At 70.3% G+C, this 19,134-nt stretch carries 17 protein-coding genes; 9 read left to right on the top strand and 8 right to left on the bottom strand.

Translation table 11 applies throughout. The features are described from left to right. Positions 1-2: 2 nt before the first annotated feature. The 3 genes from HW837_RS15635 (at position 3) to HW837_RS15625 (ending at position 4,223) form a co-directional block, all read left to right on the top strand. Positions 3-1,115: a right-handed parallel beta-helix repeat-containing protein gene (locus HW837_RS15635; RefSeq protein WP_045560865.1), complete on the top strand. Its 1,113-nt coding sequence runs from the start codon at positions 3-5 to the stop codon at positions 1,113-1,115. 118 nt (positions 1,116-1,233) lie between these two features. Continuing rightward, on the top strand, positions 1,234-2,844 hold the full coding sequence (locus HW837_RS48650; RefSeq protein WP_193381613.1) for a lipase family alpha/beta hydrolase: 1,611 nt from the start codon (positions 1,234-1,236) through the stop codon (positions 2,842-2,844). Positions 2,845-3,068: 224 nt separating this feature from the next. After that, complete coding sequence (locus tag HW837_RS15625) at positions 3,069-4,223, top strand: right-handed parallel beta-helix repeat-containing protein (protein ID WP_045560863.1); 1,155 nt, start codon at positions 3,069-3,071, stop codon at positions 4,221-4,223. 130 nt (positions 4,224-4,353) lie between these two features. Here HW837_RS15625 and HW837_RS15620 read toward each other — a convergent pair whose 3' ends face one another. From HW837_RS15620 to HW837_RS15605, 4 genes are all read right to left on the bottom strand, one after another. Further along, positions 4,354-6,036 carry a rhamnogalacturonan lyase B N-terminal domain-containing protein gene (locus HW837_RS15620; protein ID WP_045560862.1) on the bottom strand — a complete coding sequence of 561 codons (1,683 nt, stop codon included), beginning with the start codon at positions 6,034-6,036 and terminating at the stop codon, positions 4,354-4,356. 31 nt (positions 6,037-6,067) lie between these two features. Further along, on the bottom strand, positions 6,068-6,898 hold the full coding sequence (locus tag HW837_RS15615) for a pectate lyase (protein ID WP_093788445.1): 831 nt from the start codon (positions 6,896-6,898) through the stop codon (positions 6,068-6,070). A gap of 125 nt (positions 6,899-7,023) precedes the next feature. Beyond that, positions 7,024-7,893 (bottom strand): hypothetical protein, encoded by an 870-nt coding sequence (locus HW837_RS15610; protein WP_045560860.1) that lies wholly within the window; start codon positions 7,891-7,893, stop codon positions 7,024-7,026. After that, positions 7,890-8,492, bottom strand: coding sequence for a SigE family RNA polymerase sigma factor (locus HW837_RS15605; protein WP_045560859.1), 603 nt, complete (start codon positions 8,490-8,492; stop codon positions 7,890-7,892). The genes HW837_RS15610 and HW837_RS15605 overlap by 4 nt, the downstream gene beginning before the upstream one ends. A gap of 269 nt (positions 8,493-8,761) precedes the next feature. Here HW837_RS15605 and HW837_RS15600 point away from each other — a divergent pair, with 269 nt between their 5' ends. Next, on the top strand, positions 8,762-10,213 hold the full coding sequence (locus HW837_RS15600; RefSeq protein ID WP_193381614.1) for an NCS2 family permease: 1,452 nt from the start codon (positions 8,762-8,764) through the stop codon (positions 10,211-10,213). Between the two features lie 69 nt (positions 10,214-10,282). On the opposite strand, the gene HW837_RS15595 is transcribed toward HW837_RS15600, so the two are convergent. Both HW837_RS15595 and HW837_RS15590 read right to left on the bottom strand, forming a co-directional pair. Next, the gene (locus tag HW837_RS15595) at positions 10,283-11,734 is read right to left on the bottom strand and encodes a peptidoglycan D,D-transpeptidase FtsI family protein (RefSeq protein ID WP_093788447.1); all 1,452 of its coding nucleotides are present in this window, start codon (positions 11,732-11,734) and stop codon (positions 10,283-10,285) included. Between the two features lie 95 nt (positions 11,735-11,829). After that, positions 11,830-12,603, bottom strand: a complete 774-nt coding sequence (locus tag HW837_RS15590) for an IclR family transcriptional regulator (RefSeq protein ID WP_013004606.1) — start codon at positions 12,601-12,603, stop codon at positions 11,830-11,832. Positions 12,604-12,757: 154 nt separating this feature from the next. Between HW837_RS15590 and HW837_RS15585 the strand changes: the two genes are divergently transcribed. The 5 genes from HW837_RS15585 (at position 12,758) to HW837_RS15565 (ending at position 17,685) form a co-directional block, all read left to right on the top strand. Further along, entirely contained in the window at positions 12,758-14,287 is a 1,530-nt protein-coding gene (locus tag HW837_RS15585) for an aldehyde dehydrogenase (NADP(+)) (protein WP_193381615.1), read from the top strand. 115 nt (positions 14,288-14,402) lie between these two features. After that, positions 14,403-15,011, top strand: coding sequence for a DUF1349 domain-containing protein (locus HW837_RS15580; RefSeq protein WP_045560855.1), 609 nt, complete (start codon positions 14,403-14,405; stop codon positions 15,009-15,011). Between the two features lie 90 nt (positions 15,012-15,101). After that, positions 15,102-15,818 (top strand): DsbA family oxidoreductase, encoded by a 717-nt coding sequence (locus tag HW837_RS15575; protein WP_193381616.1) that lies wholly within the window; start codon positions 15,102-15,104, stop codon positions 15,816-15,818. Between the two features lie 162 nt (positions 15,819-15,980). Further along, positions 15,981-16,589, top strand: coding sequence for an RNA polymerase sigma factor (locus tag HW837_RS15570; protein ID WP_045560853.1), 609 nt, complete (start codon positions 15,981-15,983; stop codon positions 16,587-16,589). 76 nt (positions 16,590-16,665) lie between these two features. Continuing rightward, positions 16,666-17,685 (top strand): maleylpyruvate isomerase family mycothiol-dependent enzyme, encoded by a 1,020-nt coding sequence (locus HW837_RS15565; protein ID WP_193381617.1) that lies wholly within the window; start codon positions 16,666-16,668, stop codon positions 17,683-17,685. A 98-nt stretch (positions 17,686-17,783) separates the two neighbouring features. On the opposite strand, the gene thpD is transcribed toward HW837_RS15565, so the two are convergent. Continuing rightward, positions 17,784-18,680 carry an ectoine hydroxylase gene (thpD, locus tag HW837_RS15560; protein WP_045560994.1) on the bottom strand — a complete coding sequence of 299 codons (897 nt, stop codon included), beginning with the start codon at positions 18,678-18,680 and terminating at the stop codon, positions 17,784-17,786. A 25-nt stretch (positions 18,681-18,705) separates the two neighbouring features. Next, positions 18,706-19,110, bottom strand: a complete 405-nt coding sequence (locus HW837_RS15555; protein ID WP_033529158.1) for an ectoine synthase — start codon at positions 19,108-19,110, stop codon at positions 18,706-18,708. Positions 19,111-19,134: the final 24 nt, after the last annotated feature.

Raw genomic sequence — 19,134 nt, 5'->3', positions numbered from 1 at the left:
CCATGTCTCGTCGTACCACTCTCGCCCTGGGCACCGCCCTCGCTCTCGGCGCCGGTCTGGCCGTGCTCCCCACCCAGGCGCACGCCGCGACCGTGGTCGTGAGCAACTCCACCGACCTGGCCAACGCCATCAAGAACGCCACCGCCGGCACCGTCATCCAGGTGCGCGGCGGCACGTACTACCCGACGGCGACCCTCCAGTCCACGGCGAACGGCAGCTCCTCCAGCCGGATATACCTCCAGCCGTACGGCTCGGAGACGGTGAAGATCGACGGCTCGAACCTTCCCGACGGCGACTGGATCTTCAAGCTGACCGCCGACTACTGGACCGTCTCCGGGATCACCTTCCAGAACTCCCCGGACAGCGCGGTCGTCTGCCAGTCCTGCGCCTCCACGGTCTGGGACAACATCAAGACCATCAACGGCGGCGACTCCGGCTTCACGCTCACCGGCGACAGCACCACCAACAACACCGTCCGCAACATCGACTCCTACGGCCACTACGACCCGGCCAACCACGGGGAGAACGCCGACGGCATCGCCGTGAAGTTCGGCTCCGGCTCGGGCAACCTCATCACCGGGGCCCGCCTCTACAACAACTCGGACGACGGCCTGGACTTCTGGTCCTTCTCCTCGCCCGTCACCGTCGAGCACACCTGGGCGATGGGCAACGGCAAGAACCGCTGGGGCGACTCCGCGTTCGCGGGCGACGGCAACGGCTACAAGCTCGGCGGCGACGGCGAGACCGTCGCCCATGTCATCAACAACTCGGCGGCCTGGGACAACGCGGGCAACGGCTTCACCGAGAACAGCAACAAGGGCGCCATCGTCATCAACCGGACCACCGCCTACGCCAACGCCAAGTGGGGCTACTACTTCGCCACCGGCGCGGCCCGCCTCGGCAAGAACCTGGCCGTGAGCAACGGCGGCGGCGCGGTCAACAAGGGCTCGTCGGTGGTGTCGTCCGGCAACAACTGGGACTCCGGCATCGCGACCCCGTCGTTCCGCTCCACCGACGCCTCCTCGACGTACAACGCCCGTTCGTCGAGCGGCACCCTGCCCGCGACCACCTTCCTGACCACGGGCAGTACGACGATCGGCTCGACGATGAACTGACCGGAGCGGCGCTCGTCCGGCACGCCGGGCAAAACGATTCTGTCGACCCGGAGGCGAGGCGACCCCACACAGTGTTGCGCGACGAACAGCACCTGCGCATCTGAGTGGAGTGGTCCAAGTGGTCGACAGCCCCCGCCCGCTGATCCTGATTCGCGGATTCGGCGGCCCCGGTGTGTCGGACGAGCGGCGTGACGCCTATCAGGGATTCAACAACGGCAGCGTCTACGCCGAGCGCTACGGCGAGAACTACATCTACGAGGGATTCGTCCTGCGCGCCCTCAAGTCGACGCTGCACCCCTACCGGGACGCCACCAACGTGGTCGGCTACTACGAGAAGGAGCAGAAGCCCAGACCGGGGGAGCACGACGGATGGCCCGAGCACCTGCTCACCGGCACCATGGTGGTGGACGTCCCCATGGCGCGCGAGGTGCTGGGCCAGGGCGCCCGGGGAACCCTCTGGATCTACCGCTACTACGACCTGCTGCCCCGGAAGATCGACCGCTTCGGGGAGGGGCTGGTCCGGCTCATCGAGATCATCCGGCACGGCATGCGGCCGGACGAGGAGTTCACCGGCGTGGACATCGTCGCCCACAGCATGGGCGGCCTCGTCACCCGGGCCGCCCTGAGCCGGCTGGGGGACAGGAGCGCGGACCTCGTCCACCGCATCGTCACCCTGGGCACACCGCACCGGGGCATCGCGTTCCAGTACCTGCCCGACACCCTGGTCAAGTGCCTGCCCGACGCGGTCGCGGACGAGATCGCCGCCTTCGACCCGGACCGCACGGACATCCGCGCCATCCCGTTCCCCGTCAGGAGGATCCTCACGGTGGTCGGCACGGACCACCGCTCCTACAGCAACAAGTTCGCCACCCTCGGCAATCGCATCGCCGGCCTGATCGACGAGGGCACGCTCACCTACAACCGCAGCGACGGCCTGGTCAAGCAGTCCTCCGCGCAGATCCCGGGCGCCCCGAGGACCTTCGTCCACAAGTGCCACGGCGGCGACGACTCCCTGGTGACCTCGCGCGAGGCGTACGAGATCGCCATGCGCTTCTTCCACGGCACGCACCACGTCCAACTGCGACTGGACCGGGCCGAGGTGACCCGGGGCCGGGACCTCTTCGGCCGCAGCGAGTTCTACTTCGGGGTGTCCGTCAAACCCCGGTTCGTCGACTTCGACCTGTGCCACCAGAGCAGCGAGGCCGAGAACTACTACGGCCCCTTCCGCAAGAACGACTTCAGCGACGAACTGCCCGACCTCGCCGAGGAGTTGAGCAAGCCGCTGTCGGCACCGGGCGACACCACCACCGGGTGGGCGGACGGGAACCGGCTGATCTGGGAGGGCTGGGTCGACGCCGCCGCGAAACCCGAGGGGGCGGTGGACCGGAGCGTGGTGCTCCGCCTGGACGTCCATGTCTGCGAGCGGGACAGCCTCGGCATCGGATTCTCCGACAACGTCGTCTTCCGCAAGCAGTACTACGTCCAGGCGGTGCCCGACGGCGAGGGAGGGTGGTCGCTGTACCTCCACACCGGCGAGCGCTTCCTCGCGCCGGGAGTGAGCACCGAGGAAGGTCAGGCCGCCGCGGCGGACGAGCAGGTGCCCGAGGTGCTGCCGTTGAGGCCCACCGGCGACGGCACCTGGACCTTCCAGGTCGGCGGGACCGGCTTCACGGCGGACCTGCTGTTGACGGTGACCGACGAACGGACCACCGGCGCCGCACCGGCCTGACCGACGGCCCGCACGGGCCGTTCACGGATCCGGGTGCCGGAGGGGTCGCGTCGATCGGTGTGCGTGTGAAGACTCCGGGCGAAACTTTCGAGCGATTTCGCGGCGGCGCGGCAACCCTTTCCCGGCGGGTGGCGACCAGTGATCAGAAGCGGGCCGGGGCGGCCCCTCCGGCCCGCTTCGTTCCTCGTCTTCCCGAAGACGCGTCCCCTGCGAAAGGAACACCCGTGCGTCAGACCATCGGACGCCACCGAAGAACCCGGACCCTGTCGATCGCCGCCGCCGTGTCCGTCGCCGCGGGGGCGGGCGGCGTCTATCTCGGTCTCGCGCACGACGGCGCCCAGGCCGCCGCCACCACCGTCACCGTCTCCAGCACCGCGTCGCTGGAGTCGGCCGTCGCGAACGCCGTCGCGGGGACGACCATCCAGGTCCGCGGCGGCACCTACCGGCCCGCGCGGACGCTGAAGTCCACGGCGAACGGCACCCCCACCGCCCGGATCACGCTCACCGCGTACCGCGCTGAGAAGGTGAAGGTCGACGGGTCCGCGCTGCCCGCCGGCTCCTGGCTCGCCGGGATCCACGGCGACCACTGGACGGTCTCCGGCATCACCTTCCAGAACTCCCCGGCGCAGGGCCTCGTCGTCACGTCCTCGGTCGGGGGGATCTTCGAGAACCTCGTCACCGCGAACAACGGCGACTCAGGGTTCACCCTGCGCGGCGACGGCACGAGCGACAACCTCGTGCGCAACCTGGACAGCCACGGCAACTACGACGCCGCGAACCACGGCCAGAACGCCGACGGCATCGCCGTGAAGTTCGGCTCCGGCACCGGCAACAGGATCACCGGCGCTCGCCTGTACGACAACGCCGATGACGGCCTCGACCTCTGGCAGTTCTCCTCGCCCGTCACCGTCGACCACTCCTGGGCCTTCGGCAACGGCAGGAACCGCTGGAAGGACCCCGCCTTCGAGGGCAACGGCAACGGCTTCAAGCTGGGCGGCGGCGGGGCCTCGGTCGCGCACTCGGTCAACAACAACGCGGCCTGGGACAACACGCTGCACGGGTTCACCGAGAACTCCAACACCGGCGCGATCCTGCTGAACCGCAACACGGCGTACGCCAACAAGGAGAGCGGCTTCTACTTCGCCACCGGCAAGGCCCGGCTGGCGCGGAACCTCGCGGTGGGCAACGGCACGGGCAGGGCGAAGCTGGGTTCCCGCGCGGTCTCGGCCGCCAACAACTGGGACGCCGGCACCGCCACACCGGCCTTCCGCTCCACGGACGCGGCCACCGCCCACGCCGCTCGGCGCACGGACGGGTCCCTGCCGGTCACGACGTTCCTCACCACCGGCTCCAAGGCCATCGGCGCGACGATGAACTGACCCGCCGCGCAAGGCAGAACACGCAGGGCGAGAAGAAGGCGCCCCCCGCCGGTCGTCACCGGCGGGGGGCGTTTCTCGTGCCGACCCCGAGGGGGGCTCCGGTCGGCACCTGCTGCCGGCCGAGGGGGGCTCAGGCCAGCAGGTCCACGCAGTCGAACGAGGTGCCCGGACTGAGGAAGCCCGTGCCGCTCGAACCACTGACGATGTCGATGGTCAGTACGTTGTACTCACTGGTGTTCGACTTCCACGCACTGGCAGGGACGCTGTGGAGGAAGGTGTGGTTGTTCCCCCGGTACGAACCCGTGGTGAGCGAACGGGTGGACGGCTGTTTCGGGGCCGCCGGGACCGGCGAGACCCAGTCATTGATGGATACCCGGGGACGCCCGCCCGCGAACGCGTCCGTGACACCTATCCGCAGCGTGTGCGCGGCGGCGGCCTGCGCGGGCGTCAGCTTGAAGAGGATCCGGACACCGTCGTTGACGTCCTGCCAGACGTACGCCGGGAAGGAGGCCGCCGGATCGCCGCCGCCCAGCGTGACGTCTCCCGTCCACTTCGCCGCGCGGCCGTCGGACGGATGCGCGTACGTCATCAGCTTCGCGTTCTTGAACCCGCCGGGCGTCCCGTCCCAGTCGCCGAGCCGCCAGACGGTCCTCGCGGCGGAGGGATCGCCGGTGAGGGTGAGGGAGTTCAGCGCGGTCGAGCCGCCCGCCGTCACCTTCACCTCCCGGGTGTGCACGGCCAGCTCGCCCTTGAAGACGGTCAGCGTGTACGTCCCCGGCAGCATCCCCTTGCAGGAGAATGCGCCGGTGCCGGCCGTCGCCCTGGCCCAGTACTGGGCGTCGGCGTTGGCGAAGCCGACCGTGTAGGCGTACTTCGGGTCCATGCCCTTGAGCCCCACGCCGGCCACCCTGCCGCGTCCGGCCTTGCCGACCCAGCCGGTGATGCCGAGGCCGTCCACCCAGGAGGTGTCCAGCCGGTCGTGGGCCAGGGAGGGCGCGGGCGCCCCGCCGTCGGTGAAGGCCAGGACGTAGGGCCCCTGGAGGCCGAAACGTTCCGCCTCGGTCTGGGCCTGGTTGTAGTGCAGGATCTCGTAGAGGCCCGCGCCGAGGTCGTTGGAGTGGCGCAGCAGCGAGCGGTAGAAGGGGCCGCCGGAGGCCTTCTCGTGGTTGGAGCGGACCATCCAGAGGCCGACCGAACCGGTGGTGAAGCCGATGTGGTCGTAGTCGATCACCCGCTTGCCCGAGTAGTGCTTGGAGTGGGTCGTGCCGTCCGCGCGCCGCCAGACGTCACCGGCCTCGATGACCTTGTCGGAGGCCTCGATCCAGGAGTCGGGGCCCTCGTTGGGGAACATCCCGGGCTTGAGGCGGACGAGGAAGCGGGTCGCCGTGAAGGAGGCGTTCGCCTTGTTCGTCCACAGGTAGACGTTGTCCTGGCCGCTGCGGGCCGCGTACCACTGGGTGATCGCGCCGTGCACGGCCCTGATCAGGATCGTCGCCCCGGACTGCCGGATCGTGACGGTCGAGGCGCCGAGACCCGACTCCACATGCGAGTGCCTGCCGCCGTAGCCCTCGTACTCCTTGCCCCGGTGGCGCAGCGAGGTGAGGTCGCCGGTGGTCTTCGAGACCTTGAAGACCAGGTTCGCCCCGGTGTCCACGACGAAGTTCTTTCCATCGTCCGAGTGACCGAAGCCGGCCGCGGACGCCGTGGAGAGCAGGCCGGTGCCGCCCGCGACGGCGGCGCCGGTGGCGGCGACACCGAGCGCGCCGGCCCCGAGGACGCGTCGACGGGTGAGACGTCTCTTGTGGGTGCTCAAGGGTGGTACTCCGGGTATGTGGGATCCTGGCTCACTTGTACGTGATGGCAGATGACGAGAACTTGCAGGTGGTTCCGTCCGCGCCGACTCCCGTCCGGGTCGGCTCCCTGCCCGAGCTGTTGCCCTTGAAGCGCACGCAGGTCTTGACCTTCTTCTTCGGGTCGCCGTGGATACGGATCTTCGAGAGTGTCGCGGTGTCGCCGTAGTTGGCGTTCACCCCGACGATCGCCTTCAGGGGTGCGACCACGTCGATGTCGCTCAGCACGATCGTGCGCCTGTGCTGCTTCCTGCAGTTGCCGCAGGAGCGCACCAGCTTGCCGGAGTCCTGCACCCGGAAGCCGGTGATGCTGAGCTTCCCGGCGCCGTTGAACTGGAACACCTTGTCCGAGGCCTTCTTCGCGCCGCCGCCGAGGACCTTGTACACGGCCTTCGGCGACGTGCCCTTGAAGCTGGCCGCGTCCTCGCCGACATCAAGCCACCACACGTTCTTCAGAGTGCAGCTGCCCTTGCAGTGCACCCCGTCCGCCCCCGGCACACCGATGATCACGTTCTTGAGGACGGCGCCGTCCGCCAGTTCGAAGATCGGGTCCTGCCCCTCGGCTTGACTGCCGTCGCCGAGCGCGCCCCTGCCGAAGAACTTCCGCAGCCTGCCGTCGTAGGTGCCCTTCACCTCGATCGTCGAGGAGACGGCCTTGCTGCCCTTGGCCGTCGGCCAGGTGGTGGCGGCGCCGGCGGGGGACAGCAGCGACGTCGTGACGAGCGCCCCGCCGGTGAGGGCGAGGGCGGCCACCGAGCCGATCACGGCCCGTCGGCGGGTGACCCGACGGCGGTGCCGGACGCGCTGTTCTGCAGGTGCGGTCATGTACCCGATTCCTCGCTGGTGGTGACGCTTGCGCCTCCTGGTCGCCACCGGTGGAGAAAGGGTTGCCGCACCCGCGGATCTTTTTCACGGGATCCTCGCCACGGCTCCCGCGCGCGGGGCGGCCGTCAGGAATCGCCCTCGTCCGAGGAGTCCTCGTCGTCGTGGCCCTCGAAGTCGCCGCCCACCGTGAGGTTCTCGCCGCCCGCCCGCGCGGTCATCGTGTAGCGGTCCTTCCCCGCGTCACGGCCGCCGCGCTCGTGGTTGTACTGCCCGGCGAAGACGAACTCGCCCTTCGGGACGGTGCGTCCGTCCTTGAGCACCCAGGTGTAGACCAGGAACCCGTCGTCGGCCTCGACCGTGAGGTCGAAGTCCTGCTCCGGCAGCGACCGCCAGGCACCGGCCGAGGAGACCCCGCCGGTCTGGGCGATCGTCAGCTGGACGGTCAGTTCGGTGAGCTGCTCGCTCGTCCTCAGGGTGAGATTGCTCTGCGCCCAGAAGTCGTTGCTGTGCGGGTCGACCGAGCCGTCCGACCAGAGCGGGCCGTCCTCCTCGTCGCCCGAGACGGGCAGCTTCGGCACCGTCGTCTCCTTGGGCGACGGGCTCTTCGACGGCGTCGAACGGGGCTTGTCCTCCTGCTCGCCGCCGGCGCTCGGGCTAGGGCGGTCCGGCCGGACCGGGGCCCGGCTGGTCGCGGCGGGGGAGTCGACCGGGCTCGGGGAGACCACGACCGTCCGGTCGGCCGGCGGTGTCTCCTCGCCCTTGACCGCGGAGGCGACCGCGTACCCGCCGACCGCGAGCACGCTCGCGACCCCGGCGGTGGCGGTGACCACCCGCACCCAGCCCCACAGCGGCGGCCTGGTCGCCTTGCGGCTCCGGCGCTCGTCGGGGGTGGCCATACCACGCTCGATCCGGGCCAGGATGCGGGCGCGGTCGGGCTCGTGCGCCTCGGCCGACTCGCGCAGCCGGGCGCGCAGCTCCTCGTGCACGTCCCTCATCGGTCCCTTCCTCCGGTGCCGGTCACACCCGCGCGGGTCACGCGCGGTTTCGTGACGCCCCCGCCCGCGATGCCCGCGTGCATCCGCTGCGGCGTGTCCTCGGTGCCGAGCAGTTTCTGCAACTCGGCCATCCCCTTGGACGTCTGGCTCTTCACCGTACCGACCGAGACGCCGAGGGCGAGCGCCGTGTCCTTCTCCGAGAGGTCGAAGGCATGGCGCAGGACCACACAGGCCCGCTTGCGGAACGGCAGCCGGCGCAGCGCCGACTGGACGTCGACCACGCCGGGCACATCGGGATTCTCGGTCTTCTCCTCGCGCTGCGACCAGAACAGCGTGATCCTGCGGCGCTCACGGACCGCGCTGCGGATCCGGGTGCGGGCCAGATTGGCGACGACGCCACGGGCGTAGGCCACCGGATGGTCCGCCGCCCGGACCCGGTCCCAGCGGTGCCACAGGGCGAGCAACGCGTCCGCGGCCAGGTCGTCGGCGGCGTCCGCCTCGCCCGTCAACAGGTGTGCCAGACGCGACAGTTCGGCATAGTGCCGTTCGAAGAAGGCGTGGAACTCCACGGAGGCTGCGTCGTCGACGACAGTGCCCACGGGGACCTCTCTTCTCGCTGCGGCCACAGCAGCCGAGCCGGCTGGCTGTGCGTGTCATGTGAATGACATGTGATCGTCCGGGGTCGACCCCCGACGAGATCCGGAAGAGTAGCAGTGATCGTGAAGGGGGTTCGTGCGCGGCTTCGAACGCCGTCTTGCAGGGAGAACTCCGATTCCGTAACACGGGGAAAACCTGAACCAGGTTCAACACGGGCACAATCCAGCCAGCATCCGCGCGTAGTCCACGCATGTCACTAGGAGCACCGCTCATGTCCGACGCACAGAAGGTGGCCGACCGGCCCGCAGCCGAGCCACCCGGGGCGAACAGCGTCGATCGCTTCTTCAAGATCAGCGCCCGGGGGTCCACCTTCGCCCGTGAGATACGCGGCGGCTTCGCCACGTTCTTCACGATGGCGTACATCCTTGTCCTGAATCCCATCATCCTCGGCAGCGCGAAGGACAAGTACGGCCACACCCTCGACGGCGCCGAACTCGTCACCGCCACGGCCCTCGTGGCCGCCGTGATGACGATCATCATGGGCGTCGGAGGAAACCTTCCGCTGGCGCTCGCCACCGGCCTCGGTCTCAACGCGGTCGTCGCCTTCCAGATAGCCCCGCTGATGAGCTGGTCCGACGCGATGGGCCTGGTCGTCCTCGAAGGCCTGCTGATCTGCGTCCTGGTGGTCACCGGCCTGCGCGAGGCCGTCATGCACGCCATGCCGCAGCCGCTGAAGCAGGCGATCAGCGTCGGCATCGGCATGTTCATCGCCTTCATCGGCTTCGTCGACGCCGGGTTCGTCAGCCGCATACCGGACATCGCGAACACCACGGTTCCGGTGCAGCTCGGTGCGACCGGCGCCCTGTCCGGCTGGCCGATCCTGGTCTTCTGTCTCGGTGTCCTGCTGACCATCGGCCTGCTCGCCCGCAAGGTGAAGGGCGCGATCCTCATCAGCATCCTGACGATGACGGTCGTTGCGATCGTGATCAACTCGGTGGCCGACATCAAGAGCTGGGGCCTGACCACCCCGAAGGTCCCCGACGACATCGTCGCCGCCCCCGAGTTCGGACTGATCGGCGACTTCAGCCTCTTCGGCTCGTTCGGCGAGACCACCGTCATCACGGTCGTCCTGCTGATCTTCACCCTGCTGCTCTCGGACTTCTTCGACACCATGGGCACGGTCGTCGGCATCACCGCCGAGGCGGGCCTGCTCGACGAGGAGGGCAAGGTCCCGAACCTCGGCCGGGTCCTGCTCATCGACGGCGCGGCGGCCGTCGCGGGCGGCGCGGCCTCCTCGTCCTCCGCGACCTCCTACATCGAGTCCGCGGCCGGCGTCGGCGAGGGCGCCCGCACCGGGTTCTCCAACCTGATCACCGGCGGCCTCTTCGCGGGGGCGCTCTTCCTCGCCCCGCTGCTGACCATCGTGCCCATGCAGGCCGCCGCGCCCGCGCTCGTCGCCGTCGGCTTCCTGTTGATGACCCAGGTCAAGAACATCGACTGGGACCGGTACGACATCGCCATCCCGGCGTTCCTCACCATCGCCGTCATGCCGTTCACCTACTCCATCACCAACGGCATCGGCGCCGGCTTTCTCGCCTTCGTGCTGATCAAGACGGTCCTCGGCAGGGCGAAGGAGGTCCACTGGCTGCTGTGGGCCACCTCGGCGCTGTTCCTGGTGTACTTCGCGATCAACCCGATCCAGCAGCTGTTCGGGGTCAGGTAGGACGGACGAAGGGCCGCCCTCCGGGGGGAGTGAGGGCGGCCCTTCTCATTCAGGTGGTCCAGGGGTTCTTCAGTCCTTCAGCGCGGCCTCCATGACCGCCTTGGCCACCGGCGCCGCCAGCCCGTTGCCGCTGACCTCCGAGCGCGCCGCGTTCGACTGCTCGACGACGACCGCGACGGCGACCTCCTTGCCGTCGGCCTTCGCGTACGACGTGAACCAGGCGTACGGCGTCTTGCTGTTGTTCTCGCCGTGCTGGGCCGTACCGGTCTTGCCGCCCACGGTCGCCCCGCTGATCCGCGCGTTGGTGCCGGTGCCGTCCTCCACTACCGTCCGCATCGCCGACTGGAGCTGCTCGGCCGTGTCGGAGCTCATGATCTCCTCGGTGCCCGCCTCCGCGTCGTAGTCCTCCAGCACGTCACCGCCGCCGTCGGTGATCTGCGCCACCATGTGCGGCGAGACCAGCTTGCCGTCGTTGGCTATCGCCGCCGACACCATCGCCATCTGGAGCGGCGTCGCGGTGACGTCGTACTGGCCGATGCCCGTCAGAGCCGTGGAGGACTTGTTCATGTCCGACGGATAGACACTCTCGTACGCCCGCACCGGCACGTCCTGCGAGGTGTCGTTGAAGCCGAACTTCTCGGCCGTCGCCCGCACCTTGTCCTGCCCGAGGTCGAAGGCCATCTTCGCGAAGACGTTGTTGCAGGAGTACTGCAGCGCCGTACGGATCGTGGCGTTCTCGCAGGGCGCGTTCGGGTTCTCGTTGGACAGCTCGGTCTCGGTCTCCGGCAGCGTGTACGGGTCCGGGCTGACGGTCTTCTCGTCCACCGACTCGTACAGCCCGTCCTCCAGCGCGGCCGCCGCCACGACCAGCTTGAACGTCGAGCCCGGCGGCAGCGGCTGGCGCAGCGCCCGGTTGGTCAGCGGCTTGTCCGGGTCCGCGTTGAGCTTCTTCCAGGCTTCGCCGGCGGAGTTGGCACCGGTGAGCGAGGACGGGTCGTACGACGGCGTCGACACCACCGCGAGGATCTTCCCCGTCTTCGGGTCGATCGCGACGGCCGCGCCCTTGTTGTCGCCCAGCGCGTCGAACGCGGCCTTCTGCACGGCCGGATCGATCGTGGTGATCACATTGCCCGGATCGGCCCGCTGCCCGGTGACCGTGTCCATCACGGACTTCAGCCTCAGGTCCGTGCCGTCGAGCAGGCTCTGGTAGATGCCCTCCAGCTGCGTGGGCGCGTAGGACTGCGAGGCGTAGCCGGTGACCGCCGCGTACAGCTCGCCGTCCGTGTACGTGCGCTTGTACGCGAGGTCGCCGCTCTCGGTACGGGCCGAGCCGGTGATCGAATCCCCGGCCACGATGATGTTCCCGAGCGGGTCGGCGTACGTCCGAATCGCGTTGCGCCGGTTGTCCTGGTCGTCCGCGAGCGCCGTGCCCTCGTAGAACTGCACCCATGTCGCCCTGACCAGCAGGGCGAGCACGAGCAGCAGGGAGAAGACGGCGGAGCGCCTGATCGTCTTGTTCATCGCACCCGGAAGGACGAGCGGGATGCGATCAGTCGTTCCCCTTGCCGGGCTTTCTCATGAGGTCTTCATGGAACCGGGGTTGCCACGAGGCCGGTTCAGAGTCTGCGGGTCGCCAGGGTCAGCCGGTCGCGGGCATCGAAGAGGGCGTCCTTGACCAGCTGTTCGTGGGCCGGGGTCAGCCGGGCCACCGGGACGGAGCAGCTGATCGCGTCGCGGGCCGGGGTGCGGTAGGGGATCGCCACCCCGAAGCAGCGCAGTCCGAGGGTGTTCTCCTCGCGGTCCACCGAGAACCCCTGCTCGCGGATCTGGCGCAGCTCCTCGATGAGCCGCTCCCGGTCGGTGATCGTGTGCTCCGTCAGCGCCGGGAGGGTCTCCGGGAGCATCTTGCGGACCTGCTCGTCGGTGTGGGTGGCCAGCAGCGCCTTGCCGAGCGAGGTGGAGTGCGCGGGCAGCCGGCGGCCGACGCGGGTGAAGGGGCGCAGATAGTGCTGCGACTGGCGGGTGGCCAGATAGACGACGTTGGTGCCGTCGAGCCGGGCCAGGTGGATCGTCTCCGTGGTGTCGTCCGACAGCCGGTCCAGCGTCGGCCGGGCCAGCGCCACCACCTCGTCGCCGTCGATGTAGGACGTGCCCACGAGCAGCGCCCGCACGCCGATGCCGTACCGCGTGCCCGTCGCGTCGGTCTCCACCCAGCCCAGTTCCACCAGGGTGCGCAACAACATGTAGAGACTCGACTTGGGATATCCGACGGCTTCCTGGACCGCGGCCAGGGAATGCATACCGGGGCGTCCGGCGAAGTATTCGAGCAGCTCAACGGTCCTTACCGCCGATTTGACCTGTGCCCCGCCGCCCGTCTCCACTGCCGACATCGCCCGTGACCCCTTCGTTCGGCGAGAAGCTGAAGATATAGTCTCCGACAGAATATTCATCATCAGAGACGGCGTTCAGCATATCGAACGACGCTGGTGAATGACCCAGATATACCCCTGGGAATCGATCCAGAAATATGTGGAGGAACCCGCGGTGGCAGCAGCACCAGTCTGGAGTGTCGACCCCCGTACCGGGAAGCAGCGCGAGCAGGTTGCGGTGGAGGCCACAGCCCAGGAGGTGGACGCCGCCGTCCGCGCGGCGCACGCCGCCCGCGGCTCCCTGGCCGACCGCACCGTCCGCGCGGCCTTCCTGCGCACCGCCGCCGACCAGCTCCAGGCGGCCAATGACCAGCTCGTGGAGGTCGCCGACGCCGAGACCGCGCTCGGCCCGGTCCGCCTCACCGGCGAACTCGCCCGCACCTGCTACCAGCTGCGGGCCTTCGCCGACATCGTCGACGAGGGCGCCTTCCTCGACGTGGTGATCAACCACCCCGACGACACCGCCACCCCGCCCATCCCGGACCTGCGCCGCTACAAGGTCCCCCTCGGCGTGGTGGCCGTCTACTCGGCCTCCAACTTCCCCTTCGCCTTCTCCGTCCCCGGCGGTGACACGGCGAGCGCGCTGGCCGCCGGCTGCCCGGTCGTCGTCAAGGCCCACCCCGACCACCCGGCGCTGTCCGAGCTGGTCGCGATCGTGCTGCGCCGGGCCGCCGCCGAGCACGGCCTCCCCGAGGGCGTCCTCGGCCTCGTGCACGGCTTCGAGGCGGGCGTCGAGCTGGTCAAGCACCCGCTGGTCACCGCCGCCGGCTTCACCGGTTCGGTGCGCGGCGGCCGTGCCCTCTTCGACGCGGCGGCGGCGCGCCCCGTGCCGATCCCGTTCCACGGCGAGCTGGGCTCCCTGAACCCCGTCCTGATCACCGAGGCCGCCGCAGCGGAGCGCGCCGAGGCCATCGGCACGGGCCTCGCCGGGTCGATGACCCTCGGTGTCGGTCAGTTCTGTGTGAAGCCCGGCCTGGTGCTGGCGCCCGCCGGTGACGCCGGTGACCGCCTGCTGAAGTCGCTCACCGAGGCGGTCAGCGACGTCGACTCCGGCGTCCTGCTGGACCACCGGATGCGGGACAACTTCCTCGCCGGTGTCGCCGAGCGCGCCGAGCTGCCGGACGTGGAGTCGCCGGTGACCGCCGGCGCGGGCGGCGAGCACACGGTCAGCCCCGGTTTCCTGACCGTCCCCGCGGAGAAGCTGGCCGTCGAGGGCGAGCACGACCTGCTCCTGGAGGAGTGCTTCGGCCCGCTCACCGTCGTGGCCCGCTACGCGGACGAGGACGAGGCCAAGTCGGTGCTGTCCCGGCTGCCCGGCAACCTCACCGCCACGGTGCACGTGTCGGGCGAGGAGGCGGCCGAGGGCGGACGCGGACCGGAGCTGCTGGCCGAGCTGACGCCGCTGGCCGGGCGCGTCCTCGTCAACGGCTGGCCGACGGGTGTGGCCGTGGCCGCTGCCCAGCACCACGGTGGCCCGTACCCGGCGACGACCTCCACCTCCACCTCGGTGGGCGGCACCGCGATCGAGCGGTGGCTGCGGCCGGTGGCGTACCAGGGGGCGCCGGAGGGGCTGCTGCCGGCCGAGCTGAAGGACGCCAATCCGCTGGGGCTGCCCCGTCGGTTCAACGGCGTTCTGGAGCGATAGCCCTTCGGGGAGCGCCGTAGGGGTTCGGTTCGGTTTCGGGCCGCGCGTGCGTCGTGGTTGCTCGCGCAGTTCCCCGCGCCCTCTTCGGGGCGCGGGGAACTGCAAGAATCCCCCCATGGACGTCGAGATCCCCGAACTCCCCTTCCCCCTTCGTACGTACGGCCCCGATGGGCACTGGTCCTACGAGGACGGGGTGCTCACCGGGTGGGCCGGTGCCCGGCAGGACCGTTTCGTGCCGCCCACCGACGAAGGGCTGGACCCGAAATCGGACGCGCCCCGGCTGCTGGGGTCGCCGGAGGGGGACTTCCAGCTGATAGCCCGCGTCACCGTCGGCTTCGCCGCCGGGTTCGACGCGGGCGTGCTGTACGTGCACGTGGGGGAGCGGGCCTGGGCGAAGCTCTGCCTGGAGAACTCGCCCGACGTGCCGACCGTCTGCACGGTGGTCACCCGCGGTCATTCGGACGACGCCAACTCCTTCACGGTCGAGGGCAGTTCGGTCTGGCTGAGGATCAGCCGCACCGGCCGCGCCTTCGCCTTCCACGCCTCCCGCGACGGCGAGCGGTGGACCTTCGTCCGCCTCTTCACCCTCGCCGGCGAGCGGGAGAGCGGCGCCGCGCTGATCGGCTTCATGACGCAGTCCCCGATGGGCGAGGGGTGCGTCGTCACCTACGACGAGATCGAGTTCCGGCCGAACTGGCCGGAAGATCTACGCAACGGCAGCTGACCGGGGAATGGGACGCACTGCTTGAACGTTCATCCATCGTGGAGACGGAGGGCGTCTCGGTACCCGTGCGACCTGGAGAGAGCTGACACCATGCGCGTCGAGATCTGGAGCGACATCGCCTGCCCCTGGTGCTACGTGGGCAAGGCCCGCTTCGAGAAGGCGCTCGCCGCCTTCCCGCACCGCGACGGTGTCGAGGTGGTGCACCGCTCCTTCGAGCTCGACCCGGGCCGCGCCAAGGACGATGTCCAGCCCGTGCTCACCATGCTGACCAAGAAGTACGGGATGAGCCACGCGCAGGCCCAGGCCGGTGAGCACAACCTCCGGGACCAGGCGGCGGCCGAGGGCCTCGCCTACCGGGCCGAGGGCCGTGACCACGGCAGCACCTTCGACATGCACCGCCTGATCCACTTCGCCAAGGACCAGGGACGCCAGAGCGAACTGCTCCAGGCCTTCTACCGGGCGAACTTCGCGGAGGAGCGGTCCGTGTACGTCGACGCGGACGACTACCTCGTCGAGCTGGCCGTCGAGGCCGGGCTCGACGAGGAGGCCGCGCGCAAGGTGCTGGCCGACCCGGACGCGTACGCGGACGCCGTCCGCGCGGACGAGCGCGAGGCGGCGGAGCTGGGCGCGAACGGCGTGCCGTTCTTCGTGCTCGACCGGAAGTACGGCGTCTCCGGGGCCCAGCCCGCGGAGGTCTTCGAGAAGGCGCTCACGCAGGCGTGGGGGGAGCGGCCCGCGCCGCTGAAGGTCGTGGCCTCGGACGGCGCGGAGGTCTGCGGGCCCGACGGATGCGCCGTGCCGCAGTAGGAGCGGTGGTGCGCGGACCGGCCCCGCGCCGGGCAGCCGCGCGCCGCCCTCCACGTGTACACCACGTGAACGGACGCCGACCGGGTTCCGGTCGTCCTCTCCGGCTGACTTTCCCGACTCACTGGCGCGGACCGCGCCAGGACGCTAGGAAGGCATCACGAGGTGGTGGTGCCGGTGGAGCCGACGCTCGAACAGCCGTCCATCGATGTGGAGTTGCATCGGCGGCTGGTGTACGGGGACGAGTCCGCGCTGCGTGAGGCGTACGCGGCGTACGGAGGACTCGTCCGGCGGGTGGCCGTCCGGGTCACCCGCAGCCCGGCGGCCGCCGAGGACGTGGCGCAGGAGGTCTTCGCCCAGCTGTGGAGCAGGCCGTACGGCTTCGACGCGCGCCGGGGCTCGCTGCGCACCTGGCTCTCCATGGTCGCCCACCGGCGGGCCGTGGACTGGGTGCGCGGCGAGGCCCGGCACCGCAAGGACGTCCGCGCGGACGACTCGGCGCTGCACGCCATCCCCGACGCGGCCCCCGACCCGGCCGAGGCGCTCGTCGACCGCGAACGCTCCCTCCTGCTGCACACCGCCCTCGCCGAACTCCCGCGCCCCCAGCGGGAGGTGGTCCACCTCGCCTACTTCGCCGGCCGCACCTACCGCCAGGCCGCCGTCGAACTCGGCATACCCGAGGGCACCGCGAAGGCCCGCCTGCGCTCGGCGCTGCGCAAGCTGGCGGAGTCCCTCGCGGACCCGCCGGACCCGGCTGCGGCAAGGGGCGCGTGATGGGGGCGCACGGGACCGTCCGGAGCGCGTGGCACCTGCGTATCGTGGACGCGGCAGGGCGAAAGGGCGGCGCGCGATGACCAACGACCACGACGGCGTACGGGAGCTGCTGGCCGCCTGGGCCGTCGGCGCGCTCCCGCCCGGCGAGCGGCGGAGAGTCGCCCCGCACCTGGCCGTCTGCGCGTCGTGCGCGGCGGAGGCGGACCGGCTCCGCGCCACGGTACGGCTGCTGGACGGATCGGTGGACGGGAACCCGGTCGGTGCCGTGGACGGGCGCGCCGACGGCGTCCTCGCGCTCGCGCTCCGCTCCCGCCGCCCCCGTGCCGCCGAGCTCGCCCACCACGCGGCGCCCTACGCCGCGGCCGTGGCCGGACTCCAGGCGCTGGTACCGGAGGTGGAGGGCCGCTGGGGCACCCCGGTCGTGCACGACTGGGACGCCCACGCCACCGTCGCCCACCTCGTCGCCGCCGACGAACACCTCGCCGTACGCCTCGGCGTCGACACCCCGCTGCCCCTCTCGCACATCCCGGAGGAGACCCCCGCCCCGGACGCCTGGGCCCGGCGCACCGCCGACGTCATCGCCCACGAGCACCGGCGCACACCCGCGCAGACGCTCGCCACCTGGGCCGCGCAGGCCGCCGCGCTGCTCGCCACCCCCGAGGCCGCCGACCCCGAACTCGCCGCCCGCCCCGTCACGGTGATGGGCCTCAGGTTGCCGGTCGCCGACCACTTCGTGATCCGCGCCTTCGAGGCCTGGATCCACACGGACGACATCGGCCGGGCCCTCGGTCTGCCCGTGCCGCCGCCCCCCGACGAACACCTGTGGTCCCTGGTCCGGCTGGCCGTCCGCATCCTCGGCCTGGCCCTCCACGACGCGCCGCCCGTCCTCTTCGAGGTCACCGGGCCCACCGACACCAGCTGGATCCTCGGCGACGACACCGGGCCCGTGCACGCCGAACTCAGCCTGGACCCGGTCGACTTCTGCCTCCTGGTCGGCGGTCGCCATGCCCCAGACGAGGTCCCGAGGGGCATCACCGGCGACGAGAGCGCGGCCCGCACCGTACTGGAGCGGGCGGCCTCGCTGGCCTGGCTGTAGGGGATCCCGTCGGCGGCGGTCGCCCGTGGGCACGCGAAAGGGGCCGGGCGGTCGCTCAGGGGTGGCGATCGCCCGGCCCCGTCAGGGGGACGGTGAGGTCACCGCACCGGGGTGAAGTCCCGTGCGCCGATGAACTCCGGCCGCCGCACCGGCGCCGCGAACGGCTCCACGGCCGCGTTCTCCACGCTGTTGAAGACGATGAAGACGTTGCTGCGCGGGAACGGGGTGATGTTGTCACCGGACCCGTGCATGCAGTTGCAGTCGAACCAGGTCGCCGAACCGGCCTTGCCCGTGAACAGCTTGATGCCGTACTCGGACGCCATGGCCGTCAGCGCCTCGTCGGACGGGGTGCCGGCGTCCTGCATCTGCAGCGACTTCTTGTAGTTGTCCTGCGGGGTGGCTCCCGCACAGCCGAGGAACGTCCGGTGCGACCCCGGCATGATCATCAGACCGCCGTTGGTGTCGTAGTTCTCGGTCAGGGCGATCGAGACGGACACCGTCCGCATGTTCGGCAGCCCGTCCTCGGCGTGCCAGGTCTCGAAGTCGGAGTGCCAGTAGAACCCGGACGCGCCGAAGCCCGGCTTCACGTTGATCCGCGACTGGTGGACGTACACGTCCGAGCCGAGGATCTGCCGGGCCCGCCCGACGACCCGCTCGTCCCGCACCAGCTGCGCGAACAGCTCACTGATCCGGTGCACCTCGAAGACCGACCGGATCTCCTGCGACTTCGGCTCCACGATCGAGCGCTCGTCGGCGCGGATCGCCGGATCGGCGACCAGCCGCTCCAGCTCCCCCCGGTACACGGCGACCTCGTCCGGCTCGATCAGCTGCTCGACGGGGAGGAACCCGTCGCGCTCGTACGCCTGGAGCTCGGCGAGGGAGACCGGGCCGGGCGTGGCGGGGGAGCCCCAGACGACCGGGTCCTGACGCGGGACCGAGACCTCGGTGGCCCCACGGCTGGGGTAGAGGTCGGGGACGGTGGTGGCAGTGTTCATCGTGGTGGTCGTGGTCATGGTGATGTCACACCTCCTCGGGCTCGGTGAGCAGCGGGTAGACGCCGTTCTCGTCGTGGTCCTCCCGGCCGGTCACGGGCGGGTTGAAGACACAGATGCAGCGGAAGTCCTCCTTCACCCGCAGTGTGTGCCGCTCGTGCCCGTCGAGGAGGTACATGGTTCCGGGCGTGATCGTGTAACTCCGCCCGGTCTCCTGGTCGGTGAGCTCGGCCTCGCCCTCGACGCACACGACGGCCTCGACGTGGTTCGCGTACCACATGGACGTCTCCGTACCCGCGTACAGAGTCGTCTCGTGGAGGGAGAAGCCGACCCGCTCCCGGGCGAGCACGATGCGCTTGCTCTCCCAGGTGCCGGACGCCGACTTCACATGCCGGTCGGTTCCTTCGATGTCCTTGAACGAACGGACGATCACGGTGGTGCGATGCCTCCTAGTTAG

Origin of the sequence: Streptomyces caniscabiei, assembly GCF_014930365.1 — a bacterium.
Classification (GTDB): domain Bacteria; phylum Actinomycetota; class Actinomycetes; order Streptomycetales; family Streptomycetaceae; genus Streptomyces; species Streptomyces caniscabiei.
This window is presented reverse-complemented; position numbering and strand designations above follow the sequence as displayed.

What these genes read in the sequence shown, in the direction of transcription:
- HW837_RS15590 (WP_013004606.1), bottom strand. Translation starts at nt 12,603, where the DNA reads ATGTCGGCAGTGGAGACGGGCGGCGGGGCACAGGTCAAATCGGCGGTA.
- HW837_RS15595 (WP_093788447.1), bottom strand. Translation starts at nt 11,734, where the DNA reads ATGAACAAGACGATCAGGCGCTCCGCCGTCTTCTCCCTGCTGCTCGTG.
- thpD (WP_045560994.1), bottom strand. Translation starts at nt 18,680, where the DNA reads ATGAACACTGCCACCACCGTCCCCGACCTCTACCCCAGCCGTGGGGCC.
- HW837_RS15615 (WP_093788445.1), bottom strand. Translation starts at nt 6,898, where the DNA reads ATGACCGCACCTGCAGAACAGCGCGTCCGGCACCGCCGTCGGGTCACC.
- HW837_RS15635 (WP_045560865.1), top strand. Translation starts at nt 3, where the DNA reads ATGTCTCGTCGTACCACTCTCGCCCTGGGCACCGCCCTCGCTCTCGGC.
- HW837_RS15575 (WP_193381616.1), top strand. Translation starts at nt 15,102, where the DNA reads ATGCGCGTCGAGATCTGGAGCGACATCGCCTGCCCCTGGTGCTACGTG.
- HW837_RS15580 (WP_045560855.1), top strand. Translation starts at nt 14,403, where the DNA reads ATGGACGTCGAGATCCCCGAACTCCCCTTCCCCCTTCGTACGTACGGC.
- HW837_RS15565 (WP_193381617.1), top strand. Translation starts at nt 16,666, where the DNA reads ATGACCAACGACCACGACGGCGTACGGGAGCTGCTGGCCGCCTGGGCC.
- HW837_RS15600 (WP_193381614.1), top strand. Translation starts at nt 8,762, where the DNA reads ATGTCCGACGCACAGAAGGTGGCCGACCGGCCCGCAGCCGAGCCACCC.
- HW837_RS15610 (WP_045560860.1), bottom strand. Translation starts at nt 7,893, where the DNA reads ATGAGGGACGTGCACGAGGAGCTGCGCGCCCGGCTGCGCGAGTCGGCC.